This is a genomic window from Pantoea sp. Ap-967, assembly GCF_011752565.1.
In the GTDB taxonomy this organism is placed as follows: Bacteria; Pseudomonadota; Gammaproteobacteria; order Pseudomonadales; family Pseudomonadaceae; genus Aquipseudomonas.
Map to the genome: position 1 here is coordinate 1 of NZ_VWXK01000036.1, position 12757 is coordinate 12757.

At 65.1% G+C, this 12757-nt stretch carries 7 protein-coding genes; 5 read left to right on the forward strand and 2 right to left on the reverse strand.

Features of this window, described 5'->3' with window-relative positions; all coding sequences use genetic code 11:
* Window positions 1-298: 298 nt before the first annotated feature.
* Complete coding sequence (locus F3J45_RS25750) at window positions 299-1492, reverse strand: MFS transporter (protein ID WP_240164711.1); 1194 nt, start codon at window positions 1490-1492, stop codon at window positions 299-301.
* A gap of 287 nt (window positions 1493-1779) precedes the next feature.
* Here F3J45_RS25750 and mexE point away from each other — a divergent pair, with 287 nt between their 5' ends.
* The 5 genes from mexE to F3J45_RS25775 all read left to right on the forward strand — a co-directional run bounded on the left by mexE (window position 1780) and on the right by F3J45_RS25775 (window position 10696).
* A complete protein-coding gene (gene mexE / locus F3J45_RS25755; RefSeq protein WP_167069786.1) occupies window positions 1780-3021 on the forward strand; it encodes a multidrug efflux RND transporter periplasmic adaptor subunit MexE in 1242 nt (413 codons plus the stop codon).
* A 12-nt stretch (window positions 3022-3033) separates the two neighbouring features.
* Complete coding sequence (locus tag F3J45_RS25760) at window positions 3034-6213, forward strand: efflux RND transporter permease subunit (RefSeq protein ID WP_167069788.1); 3180 nt, start codon at window positions 3034-3036, stop codon at window positions 6211-6213.
* Window positions 6210-7628 carry an efflux transporter outer membrane subunit gene (locus F3J45_RS25765; RefSeq protein ID WP_167069790.1) on the forward strand — a complete coding sequence of 473 codons (1419 nt, stop codon included), beginning with the start codon at window positions 6210-6212 and terminating at the stop codon, window positions 7626-7628. The genes F3J45_RS25760 and F3J45_RS25765 overlap by 4 nt, the downstream gene beginning before the upstream one ends.
* A gap of 309 nt (window positions 7629-7937) precedes the next feature.
* Window positions 7938-8993: a HEAT repeat domain-containing protein gene (locus F3J45_RS25770; protein WP_167069792.1), complete on the forward strand. Its 1056-nt coding sequence runs from the start codon at window positions 7938-7940 to the stop codon at window positions 8991-8993.
* Window positions 8994-9091: 98 nt separating this feature from the next.
* The gene (locus F3J45_RS25775) at window positions 9092-10696 is read left to right on the forward strand and encodes a response regulator (protein WP_167069794.1); all 1605 of its coding nucleotides are present in this window, start codon (window positions 9092-9094) and stop codon (window positions 10694-10696) included.
* Window positions 10697-10702: 6 nt separating this feature from the next.
* Here the strand turns inward: F3J45_RS25775 and F3J45_RS25780 are convergent, their stop codons facing one another.
* Window positions 10703-12691, reverse strand: a complete 1989-nt coding sequence (locus F3J45_RS25780; protein ID WP_167069796.1) for an ATP-binding protein — start codon at window positions 12689-12691, stop codon at window positions 10703-10705.
* Window positions 12692-12757: the final 66 nt, after the last annotated feature.

The following is a 12757-nucleotide window of genomic DNA, read 5'->3' on the forward strand; positions in this document are numbered from 1 at the left end:
AAGTATCTGACAGGCATCTGGGCGTGCATGCGTGGGGATGAGCCATTTGATACGGCCAAGCTTTTCAGCTCTGAACACCTCAGAAAAGCTTGACCATCAACAGAGTATCTACATCTGTTTCGGGCCAGTTACGTCTATGCCATCGCGCGCGAACGCCTTGTTTGTTCACCTCGATATCGAGCCATGCACCAAGGGGCCGCGCGCGGTGGCCACATGAACATTGGCCCGAAACAGATGTAGGAGCAGCGGTGCGGCGATCCGACTTGCCTGCGATGCGCCGCGCGGGCGGCGCTCGGTTTCACAGGCGCTGAAAATCTGCCGGCGAACATGCCCGTAGCCGCATCACCAGGCCCACCAACACCACATTGGTCAACGCCAACAGGCAAAGGGTCACCAACACCCCCATCGAGCCAAAGTGCTCAAACAAATACCCGCCCACCACCGGCGTCAGCGCCTGCCCGATCAACGAAGGCCGCGACATGCGCCCCATCAGCAGCACGTACTGCGCCGGCGGCATCATCGCCAGCGGCAACAAACCCCGCACAATCGCCCGCAGGCCATTGCCACAGCCGAACACCAACAAACCCACCGCCGTGGCGGCCGGCACCAAGGTCACCAGCAACAAACCCACCAGCACCAGGCTGACCCAAGCCAGCGCAGTCCAGATCGGGTGACGCTTGCCGGCCAGGATCTGCAACACCCGCGACGCCACCTGGCTCGGGCCGAGCATCGCCGCCAGGCCAATGGCCGCCGGTAGCGAATGCCCCAACCCCTGCAGCACCGCCACCAGTTGCACGGCGATGGCGGTCATGATGATGGCGCCAATGGCGAACATGCTCGTCAACAACCAGTAGAGCCCGCGATCCACGCCAACCGCCTCGCCTTTCGCCTGGGCCTTGGCCGGCACTTCCACGCGCCCACCTGCAGGCAACACCCGCCAGTACAACGGCGCGACCACAACGATCAGCACCAGCGCATAACAGGCGCAGGTCGCCCGCCAGCCGAAGTGTTCGATGGCCAGGGCCACCGTGGGCCAGGACAGCGTCGAGGCGAAGCCGGCGATCAGCGTGATGCCCGTGATGGCCTTGCCCGCGCCCTCCCCGTACAACCCACCCAGGGTGGCGAACAGCGCTTCGTACAGCCCCATGGCCATGCCGATGCCGATCACCGCCCAGGCCAGCAGGAACAACGCCAGGCCATCGCTGGCGGCCATGATCAACAACCCCACCGCCACCACCGCACCGCTCGCGGCCATTTGCGGGCGGCCGCCGTAGCGGGCAACCAGGCGACTGGACAACGGTGCGAACAGCGCCGACACCATCAGGCTCAGGGACAACGCACCATACACCCACTGGCTGGGCCAGCCGGTGTCGCGGCTGATTGGGTCGGCCATCACGGCCATGAGGAAGAACGAGCCGCCCCAGACCAGGATTTGCAGCACGCCGAGAAGGACGATGCCAAGGGGGCCGGGCAGGCGGTGGTAGGTGTGCAAGGTGGGGCCTATTTCAGTCGCTGTGCGTTGGTGGCTGTGCGGGCCCTATCGCGAGCTACGCTCGCTCCTACAGGGGGAACGCATCGCCTGTAGGAGCGAGCGTAGCTCGCGATGGGGCCGGCACTGCTGTTAGAGCGCTCAAGCCCAAGCCCCGTCACATGCCCGCCATCGATGATCGATGCAGACATATCATTGTGCGTGATAATAGCTTTCGCTGCGTTCGATTCGTGCGTCACGCGCAAGACACTCACACTCCGCCCACTACTAATACATTGGCGGAGTTCTCCATGGATCACTCACTCAAACCCTTGCGCTTTCCCCTCGCTGCCCTGGCAGTGGTGGTGCTCAGCGCTTGTGGGCGCACCCCTGACGCCGTGCAGGCTCCCGCCGCGCCGAAAGTCAGCGTCGCCAAGGTCATCGAACAGCCGATCAACGAATGGGACGAATTCACCGGCCGCCTGGAAGCCCCGGAAACCGTCGAAGTGCGCCCACGGGTGTCTGGCCAGATCGACCAGGTTGCCTTCACCGAAGGCGCCCAGGTGAAAAAAGGCGACCTGCTGTTCCAGATCGACCCGCGCCCCTTCCAGGCTGAAGTGCGCCGCCTCGAAGCGCAACTGCAACAGGCCAAGGCCACCGCCATTCGCAGCGCCAACGAAGCCCGCCGTGGCGAGCGCCTGCGCGACAGCAACGCCATCTCCGCAGAGCTTGCCGAATCGCGCAGCAGCGCCGCCGCCGAAGCCCGTGCCGGGGTCGATGCCATTCAGGCCCAGCTCGACCTGGCCCGCCTGAACCTCAGCTTCACCCGCGTTACCGCGCCCATCAGCGGCCGCGTCAGCCGCGCCGAGTTCACCGCCGGCAACATCGTCACCGCCGATGTCACCCCGCTCACCAGCGTCGTCTCCACCGACAAGGTGTACGCCTATTTCGACGCCGACGAGCGCGTGTACCTCAAGTACACCCAGCTGGCGCGTGAAGGCCAGCGCGGCCAGAGCACCCCGGTATACCTGGGCCTGACCAACGAAACCGGCAACCCGCACCTGGGCCAGATGAACTTCGTCGACAACCAGGTCAACCCGCGCACCGGTACCATCCGTGGCCGCGCCGTGTTCGACAACCGCGACGGGCAGTTCACCCCCGGCCTTTACGCACGCCTGAAACTGGTGGGCAGCGCCCAGTACGACGCCGTACTGATCAACGACGAAGCGGTCGGCACCGACCTTGGCAAGAAGTTCGTGCTGGTCATGGACAAAGACAACAAGGCCGCCTACCGCGCCGTGGAGCTCGGGCCCAAGCTCGAAGGCCTGCGCATCGTGCGCAGCGGCCTGGCCAAGGACGACCGCATCGTGGTCAAGGGCCTGCAGCGCGTGCGCCCAGGTTCGCCAGTCACCCCGGAAGAAACGCCAATGGCCAGCGAACAGACCCTCGCCGCCCTCGCCCAGCAGCGCCAGGCCCTGGAGGCCAGCAACCCGGCGCCGAAGGTGGCCGGCACCAATGAAAAAGTCGCCAGCGCCCAGGCGCCACGCGGTTAAGGGACCACACCGATGAACTTTTCCAAATTCTTCATTACCCGGCCGATCTTCGCCGCGGTGCTGTCGCTGGTGCTGCTGATCGCGGGTTCCATCTCGCTGTTCAAGCTGCCGATCAGCGAATACCCCGAAGTGGTACCGCCCACCGTGGTGGTGCGCGCCAACTTCCCTGGCGCCAACCCCAAGGTGATCGGCGAAACCGTCGCCGCGCCGCTGGAGCAGGCCATCACCGGTGTCGAGAACATGCTGTACATGTCCTCGCAGTCCACCGCCGACGGCAAGCTGACCCTGACCATCACCTTCGCCCTGGGCACCGACCTGGACAACGCCCAGGTGCAGGTGCAGAACCGCGTCACCCGTACCCAGCCCAAGCTGCCGGAAGAAGTGACCCGTATCGGCATCACCGTCGACAAGGCCTCGCCCGACCTGACCATGGTCGTGCACCTGACCTCGCCGGACAACCGCTACGACATGCTCTACCTGTCCAACTACGCCATCCTCAACATCAAGGATGAACTGGCCCGCCTGGGCGGCGTGGGCGACGTGCAGCTGTTCGGCATGGGCGACTACTCGCTGCGCGTGTGGCTCGACCCGAACAAGACCGCTTCGCGCAACCTCACCGCCAGCGACGTGGTCGCGGCCATTCGCGAGCAGAACCGCCAGGTGGCCGCCGGCCAGCTGGGCGCCCCGCCCGCCCCCGGCTCCACCAGCTTCCAGCTGTCGATCAACACCCAGGGCCGCCTGGTCAACGAGGAAGAGTTCGAGAACATCATCATCCGCGCCGGCGCCGATGGCGAAATCACCCGCCTGAAGGACATCGCCCGGGTCGAGCTCGGCTCCAGCCAATACGCCCTGCGCTCGCTGCTGAACAACCAGCCGGCCGTGGCCATTCCGATCTTCCAGCGCCCGGGCTCCAATGCCATCGAAATCTCCGACGAAGTGCGGGCGAAGATGGCCGAGCTGAAGAAGGACTTCCCCGAAGGCATGGACTACAGCATCGTCTATGACCCGACCGTGTTCGTCCGTGGCTCGATCGAAGCGGTGGTGCATACCCTGTTCGAAGCCCTGATCCTGGTCGTGTTGGTGGTGATCCTGTTCCTGCAGACCTGGCGCGCCTCGATCATCCCGCTGATGGCCGTACCGGTTTCGCTGATCGGCACCTTCGCGGTGATGCACCTGTTCGGCTTCTCGCTCAACGCCCTTTCCCTGTTCGGCCTGGTGCTGGCCATCGGTATCGTGGTGGACGACGCCATCGTCGTGGTGGAGAACGTCGAGCGCAACATCGGGTTGGGCCTCAAGCCGCTCGAAGCCACGCAGAAAGCCATGAGCGAAGTGACCGGGCCGATCATCGCCACGGCGCTGGTGCTGTGCGCGGTGTTCGTGCCAGCGGCGTTCATCTCTGGCCTTACCGGGCAGTTCTACAAGCAGTTCGCCCTGACCATCGCCATTTCCACCGTGATTTCGGCGTTCAACTCGCTGACCCTGTCGCCGGCCTTGGCCGCGGTACTGCTCAAAGACCACCACGCACCGAAGGACCGCTTCTCGCGCTTGCTGGAAAAGCTGCTCGGTGGCTGGCTGTTCGCACCGTTCAACCGCTTTTTCGACCGCGCCAGCCATGGTTATGTCGGCGGCGTACGCCGTGTGATCCGCGGCAGCGGCATCGCCCTGTTCGTGTACGCCGGCCTGATGGGCCTGACCTACCTGGGCTTCTCGTCCACCCCGACCGGTTTCGTGCCGGCCCAGGACAAGCAGTACCTGGTGGCCTTCGCCCAACTGCCGGACGCCGCCAGCCTCGACCGCACCGAGGCGGTCATCAAGCGCATGAGCGAAATCGCCCTGGAGCAGCCGGGCGTTGCCGACTCGGTGGCCTTCCCCGGCCTGTCGATCAACGGCTTCACCAACAGCCCGAACAGCGGCATCGTGTTCACCCCGCTCAAGCCATTCGATGAGCGCAAGGACCCAAGCCAGTCGGCGGCCGCCATCGCTGCCGCGCTGAACGCCAAGTTCGCCGATATCCAGGACGCCTACATCGCGATCTTCCCACCACCACCGGTGCAAGGGCTGGGCACCATTGGCGGCTTCCGCCTGCAAATCGAAGACCGCGGCAACCTGGGCTACGAAGCGCTGTACAAGGAAACCCAGAACATCATCGCCAAGAGCCATGACGTGCCGGAACTGGCGGGCCTGTTCACCAGCTACCAGGTCAACGTGCCCCAGGTGGATGCTGCCATCGACCGGGAAAAGGCCAAGACCCATGGCGTTGCGATCACCGACATCTTCGACACCTTGCAGGTTTACCTGGGCTCGCTGTACACCAACGACTTCAACCGCTTTGGCCGCACCTACCAGGTCAACGTCCAGGCCGAGCAGCAGTTCCGCCTCGATGCCGAGCAGATCGGCCAGTTGAAGGTGCGCAACAACCTGGGCGAGATGATCCCGCTGGCGACCTTCCTCAAGGTCAGCGACACCTCCGGGCCTGACCGGGTGATGCACTACAACGGCTTCATCACTGCCGAAATCAACGGTGCTGCCGCCCCCGGCTACAGCTCCGGCCAGGCCGAGGCGGCGATCGAGAAACTGCTCAAGCAAGAGTTGCCCAACGGCATGACCTTCGAGTGGACCGACCTCACCTACCAGCAGATTCTGTCGGGTAACACGGCGTTGCTGGTGTTCCCGCTGTGCGTACTGCTGGCCTTCCTGGTGCTGGCCGCCCAATACGAAAGCTGGAGCCTGCCACTGGCGGTAATCCTGATCGTGCCGATGACCCTGCTGTCGGCCATTACCGGGGTGATCGTTTCCGGTGGCGACAACAACATCTTCACCCAGATCGGCTTGATCGTACTGGTGGGCCTGGCGTGCAAGAACGCGATCCTGATCGTTGAGTTCGCCAAGGATGAACAGGCCAAGGGCCTCGACCCACTGGCTGCAGTGCTGGAAGCCTGCCGCCTGCGCCTGCGGCCGATCCTGATGACCTCCATCGCCTTCATCATGGGCGTGGTGCCACTGGTGTTCAGCTCCGGTGCAGGTTCGGAAATGCGCCATGCCATGGGTGTGGCGGTGTTCTCGGGGATGATTGGCGTGACCGTGTTCGGCCTGTTCCTGACCCCGGTGTTCTTCTTCCTGATCCGCCGTTTCGTCGAGCGTCGCCAGGCCCGCAAGGCCCAACACGCGCCTGTGCTGGAGAACCATGCATGAACCTGCTCAAACCCCTGACCCCAAGCCTGCTGGCGCTGGCCCTGGCGGCCTGCGCGGTAGGCCCGGACTACAAGGCACCCAACACCGCGCCTGCGCAGCTGAACAGCACCGAGGCACAGGCCAAGGCGTTCGACCGCAACCGCTTCGAAAGCCTGTGGTGGAAGCAATTCGACGACCCGGTGCTGAACCAGCTGGTGCAGGCGTCGCTGGAGGGCAACCGTGACCTGCAGGTGGCGTTCGCCCGGCTGAAATCGGCCCGGGCGATCCGCGACGACGCCGCCAACGACCAGTTCCCGGTGGTGACCAGCCGCGCCAGCAGCCAGGTCGGCAAGGGCCAGGTGCCCGGCCAGACCGAGCAACGGGTGAACCAGGAGCGCTATGACCTGGGCCTGGACATGGCCTGGGAGCTCGACCTGTTCGGCCGCATCCAGCGCCAGATCGAAGCCAGCGAAGCCCAGGAAGCGGCGGCCCAGGCCGACCTGCAGCAGTTGCAGGTGAGCCTGATCGCCGAGCTGGTCGACGCCTATGGCCAACTGCGCGGTGCGCAACTGCGCGAGAAGATCGCCCTGGCCAACCTCAAGACCCAGCAAGAGTCACGCAGCATCACCGTGACCCTGCGCGACGCCGGGGTTGGCAACGAGCTTGACGTGGTGCGCGCCGATGCCCGCCTGGCGGGGGTCGAGGCCACCGTGCCGCAACTGCAGGCCGAACAGGCCCGCGCCCGTCACCGCATCGCCACCCTGCTCGGCCAGCGCCCGGACGCCCTGAGCGTGGACCTCTCGCCCAAGGCCCTGCCCGCCATCGCCAAGGCCTTGCCGGTAGGCGACCCGGGTGAGCTGCTGCGTCGCCGCCCGGACATCCGCAGTGCCGAGCGCCAGCTGGCCGCCGCCACCGCCAATGTCGGCGTGGCCACGGCCGACTTGTTCCCGCGGGTCAGCCTCAGCGGTTTCCTGGGTTTCACCGCCGCGCGCGGTTCGCAGATCGGTTCGGCGGCGGCCAATGCCTGGTCGCTGGGCCCGAGCATCACCTGGGCGGCGTTCGACCTGGGCAGCGTGCGCGCCCGCTTGCGCGGCGCCAAGGCCGATGCCGAAGGCGCCCTGGCCAACTACGAGCAGCATGTGTTGCTGGCGCTTGAAGAGTCGGCCAATGCCTTCAGCGACTACGACAAGACCCAGCAACGGTTGTTGTCGCTGATGCGCCAGAGCGATGCCAGCCGCAAGGCCGCAGAACTCGCCTCGGTGCGCTACCGCGAAGGCACGGTGGACTACCTGGTACTGCTGGATGCCGAACGTGAACGCCTGAGCGCCGAAGACGCCCAGGCGCAGGGTGAAGTCGACCTGTACCGCGGTATCGTCTCGATCTACAAGGCCCTTGGCGGCGGTTGGCAGCCAGAGAACGTCGCCAGCCTGCGCTGACCCTTACCCGTTCAAACGACTCCTTTGGTTGGCTCCTCCCCCAACCGTTTGCCCCGCTGGCCTTGGCTTGCGGGGCTTTTTTTCGGGTGCGGGATTTTACGCCGCCTTGGTAGGAGCGAGCGCAGCTCGCGATGCGATCTGACGGGCACCACATCCCTCATGATGAGCCCGCCTGTGGGATCGCATCGCGAGCTGCGCTCGCTCCTACCAAGTCGGCGTAAAATCCCGCGATAGAGGCCCATGAAGCTTGCAGCTTCGAACGTTGTGCCCCAAGCTCTGCCTTCCCACCGCCATGGACCGCGCCAGACGATGCAAAGACGCCACCGCTACCTGATCGCTGTATTGCTGCTGATCCTGGTGTCGGTCGGTATCGCCCTGTTGCGCCGCGAAGACCGGCCCGCACCGCCCTCCTTGCCACCACAAAGCTACGCCAAGGCCCTGCGCCAGGCCCATGACGGCCAGCCAGGCGCTGCGCGGGTGCTGTACCAGCAGTTGCAACGCGATGACCTGACGCCCATACGCCGCGCCGCGCTGTATGCCGAGTTGCCCAACTACCCGTCGCCCCAGGCACTGAAACTGGCCCGCCTGGACCTGGAAAACGACGACCCGCTGGTGCGCCGCGCCGCCATCGCCAGCATTCAGCGCTTGCTGCCGCCAGCGCAGCGCAGCCTGGTGCTGGGGCCGTTGCTCGATGACGATGAGCAAAGCGTGCGTTTTGCCGCCGTGGACGCCCTGCTCGGCCTCGACCCGGATGCCATCGGCCTGTATTTCGGGCCCTTGCAGACCGTGCTTGAGCAATACCAGCAGGCCCTCGAACAGCAGCCGGACGACGCCCAGGCCCAGGTCCACCTGGCGCGCCTGTACCTGCACGAGAACGATTACGCGCAGGCCACCAAGGCCGTGCAGCGCAGCCTCAGCGTGGCGCCCGACAACCTTGAGGCACTGGCCACCCAGGTGCACCTGCTGGAGCGCCAAGGTCACCATGAGCAGTCCCGCGAGGTGCTGGCCAAGGCACTGGCCCTGCGCCCGGATTCTGCGTTCCTGCAATACGAACTGGGGCGCTGGCTCAACCGCCATGAACAGCGCGAATACGCCCTGCTGGCCTTGTCCCGCGCGGTGGAGCTGGAGCCGGACAACGCCGACTACCGTTACACCCTGGCGCAAACCCTGCACGCGCTGGACCAGGCCGAGGCTGCGCAGAAGCAGCTGGAAACCTTGCTCAGCCGGCAGCCGGCCAACCGCCGTGCACGGGTGCTGCTGATCCAGTATTGGAAGGACAGCGGCCAGCTGCAGAATGTCCAGGTTCTGCTGGCCGAGCTTGAGCGCCAGAACCCGGACGACCCCTACCTGCAGCAAGGCCTGTGATTTGCGTTGAACCCTGAGCCAGCGCCTGTGGTCCAGTGGATAACGGACCACTGAAGGCATGGCCCCCTTTCGGCCATGCGCGCTACAGGAGATCCCCCTTGGCCAGCTCGTTGTCGCTGGACGAACGTGCGCTGATTCTGGCACCTGCCCCGCTCGCCATCACCACTTCGCAGATGCTGAGCGATGCAGGTATCGACTGCCTGTGCGCCAGTGATATCACTAACCTGCAGGCATGCCTGAGCGAGGGCGCGGGCCTGGCCATCATCGCCGAACAGGCCCTGGAAAACGGCGCGGCCGAGCACCTGCAAGGCTTCATCGCCAGCCAACCCAGCTGGTCGGACCTGCCCATCGTGCTGCTGACCCAAACCCAGGCAGCCGTCGTCTCGCCCACCGACCATGCGCTGGGCAACCTGACCTTGCTGTGCATGCCTTTCCATACCGAGGACCTGTTGCCGTTGATTCACCTGGCGCTGCGCCACCGGCGCCGGCAGTACCTGGCCCGCGCCCAGTTATTCAACCTGCAACAGCGCCTGGATGCCCGCAGCCAGGCGGACCACGCCACGGAGCTTGCGCTATACCAAACCCGCAAGATGGAAGCCATCGGCCAGTTGGCCGGTGGTGTGGCCCACGACTTCAACAACCTGCTGACCAGCATCGGCGGCAGCTTCGAATTGATCGACCGGCGCCTGAAACAGGGGCGCAGCGACGGCCTGGACGGCATCCTCAAGCGCGGCCAGGAAGCGGTAGCCCGCGCAGCACGGCTGACCCACCGGTTGTTGGCGTTTTCCTCCCGGCAGTCACTGCACAGCCAGCGCATCGACCTGCACGCACTGCTGCAGGCGCCACGCCTGCAAGGCCAGATGCTCCACCAGGTGGTACTGAACGTATCGTTGGCCGAAGACCTCTGGCCAGTGCAGGCCGACGACAGCCAACTGCAGGAAGCGCTGGACAACCTGCTGCTCAACGCCTGCGAAGCCATGCCCAACGGCGGCCTGGTGCGCGTCGAGGGCAACAACCGGCAGGTCAGTGACCAGCAGTTCAGCGGCGCTACCCTGGCCGGTGGGGACTACGCATGCCTGAGCGTCATCGACGAAGGCCAGGGCATGTCGCAAAGCACCTTGGAACATGCTTTCGAGCCCTTCTTCAGCACCAAGCCAGTCGGCCAGGGCATCGGCCTGGGCTTGTCGATGGTGTACGGCTTCAGCAAACAGTCCCATGGCCATGTGGTACTGAACAGCCAGATTGGCCAGGGCACCCGGGTGGACCTGTACCTGCCGCGGCACCTGGATGCGCCACGAGCGCCTTTGCCTACGCCAAGCCCGCGGCCCAGCGGCAACGGGCACAACGTGCTGGTGGTCGAGGATGACCCGCATGTGCGCCAGTTGCTGTGCCAGGCCCTGGAAGAAGACGGCTTGTCCTGCCGCAGTACTGCCAACGCCGATGAGGCCCTGCAGTGGCTGCGCTCGGCCCAGCCGGTCGACCTGCTGCTGAGCGATGTTGGCCTGCCTGGCATGAATGGGCGGCAACTGGCGGAAATCGCCCGCACCCTGCGCCCGCAACTGCCCGTGCTGTTCATTACCGGCTATTCGGAAACCGCCATGGCCCGCGAAGGTTTCCTCGACCCTGGCATGCAACTGATCTGCAAGCCCTTCGAACTTGCGCAATTGCAGGCCCAGGTGGCGCAGATACTGGGCAAGGCCTGAGGCCCCTCAGCCCTTCACCATCAGCAGTGCCTGGTTGGCCAGGCTTTGCAGCTGAAACGGCTTGAGCATCAGCGCCGTACCCGGGCTTTCCAGCAATTGCGCTTCCAAGGGTTGCTCGGTGTAGCCGGTGATGAACAGGATTTTCTGCGAGGGTTCGAGCATGCGCATCGTCCTGGCCAACTGGCGGCCGCTGAACCCGCCAGGCAAGCCAATGTCGGTGATGACCAGGTCGAAGGGCCCTGCGTGCTGGAAACGCTGCATGGCAGTGTTGGCGTCGGCCACGTCAAACACTTCGAAGCCGCGCTCACGCAGGTATTCGCGCATCAGGGTGCGCAGGTTGAACTCATCGTCCACCAACAACAGGCGTTGGCCACTGGCCAATGAGATCGCCGGGGCTTGCACGGCAGGCGCCTGCACGACCTCTTCGAAGCTGCGCGGAAACAACAGGCTGACCACTGTCCCCTGCCCAGGTGTCGACTCGATCCAGACATGGCCACCGGACTGCCCGACAAACCCATAAACCATCGACAACCCCAAGCCCAAGCCACGCCCCATGGGCTTGGTGGTGAAAAACGGCTCGAAGGCCTTGGCGATGTCCTGGGCCGGCATGCCATGGCCAGTGTCCAGCACTTCCAGGGCCACGTAGTCACCCGGCGGCAAGCCGTTGCCATCTGGAAACGGGGTGGCCAGGCGCCGGTTGATGGTGCGGATCGTCAGCTCGCCACAGCCCAGGCACGCCTCACGGGCATTGGCGCACAGGTTGACCAGGGCATTCTCCAGCTGGCTGGCGTCCAGGAAAACCGCCCAGGGCTGTACGTCCAGCTCCCAGATCAGGCGCATTTCGGCCCCTAGGGCCTGCTGCAGCAACGAACCCATATCGGTCAGTTGCCGGTTCAGTTCAAGTACCTTGGGCGCCAGCGGCTGGTAGCGGGAGAAGGTCAGCAGCCGATGGGTGAGGTTCATGGCACGCTGCACCGAATCACTGGCCAGCTCCACATAGTGCTCGATGCGCTCCGTGCGCCCCTGGGCGATGCGCCGCTGCAGCATTTCAAGGCTTCCGGCGATGCCCGACAGCAGGTTGTTCATTTCATGGGCCATGCCCCCTGCCAGCTGGCCGACCGATTCCAGGCGCTGCGCGTCACGCAGCCATTCCTGGGAATGGCGCTGGGCCTCTTCGCGCTCGGCACTGATATCCCGGCCAACGGCGGTCAGCAGCAAACCATCGAAGTTGGCCGTCCAGTTGAACCAACGGTAGTGGCCGTCCGCATGGCGCAGGCGGGTTTCCAGCTGGCCGGCGCCCTCGCCACGGGTGAATTCGAGCGCCGCCACTTCCACTTCGGCCCGGTCCGCCGGGTGCACCAGCGCCAGGATCGAGGTGTCCCGCACCTGGTCCTCCTGCCAACCAAGAATCCGCTGCCAGGCGGGGTTTGCGGCCTGGATCTTAAGGTCGGTGGTGACCACCAGCATGGCGTCGCGCGACAACTTCCACATCTGCTCGCGGTCGGCCATGTAGCGGTGGATCTGCCCCTCGAAGGCCAGCGCCTGGTCGCGCCAGCGGGCGTGCGCATCGACGCTGTCGGTGGTGTCGATCACCGTGTGCAGAAACCCTGCGACTTCATTCATTTCGTCACGAATGGGCGTATAACTGAAGGCATACCAGGCAGGCCCAACGGCGTTCGGCGATGCAATCAGCACGGGTTGCGCCTCGACAAAATTGGCGCTGCCGGCCAAGGCTTTGTACACCCACGGCCCGATGCTCTGCCAATGCTGCTGCCACAGCGTATCGAAGTGCTGGCCCAGCACCGTGCCGGGGCTGTCGAGCAGCGCCAGGTAACCGGCATTATGGATAACCGTCATGTCGGGGCCCCACACCACAGCGCTGGGAAACGGCGACATCAGCATCATGTCGACCGCGATGCGCAGTGAAGCACGCCATTGCGGCAACGGCCCAAGGCTGGTCGTGCTCCAGTCATGCTGGGCAATGAGCTCGCCCATGCCGCCCCTCGTGGTGCGGGAGCTGTCGTGGCGCCCGCCCGAGGGCGAGCGCACGTGTGGAGTGTG

Excerpts from the sequence above, each read along its gene's own strand:
- F3J45_RS25765 (WP_167069790.1), top strand. The coding sequence starts at position 6,210 with ATGAACCTGCTCAAACCCCTGACCCCAAGCCTGCTGGCGCTGGCCCTG.
- mexE (WP_167069786.1), top strand. The coding sequence starts at position 1,780 with ATGGATCACTCACTCAAACCCTTGCGCTTTCCCCTCGCTGCCCTGGCA.
- F3J45_RS25780 (WP_167069796.1), bottom strand. The coding sequence starts at position 12,691 with ATGGGCGAGCTCATTGCCCAGCATGACTGGAGCACGACCAGCCTTGGG.
- F3J45_RS25770 (WP_167069792.1), top strand. The coding sequence starts at position 7,938 with ATGCAAAGACGCCACCGCTACCTGATCGCTGTATTGCTGCTGATCCTG.
- F3J45_RS25760 (WP_167069788.1), top strand. The coding sequence starts at position 3,034 with ATGAACTTTTCCAAATTCTTCATTACCCGGCCGATCTTCGCCGCGGTG.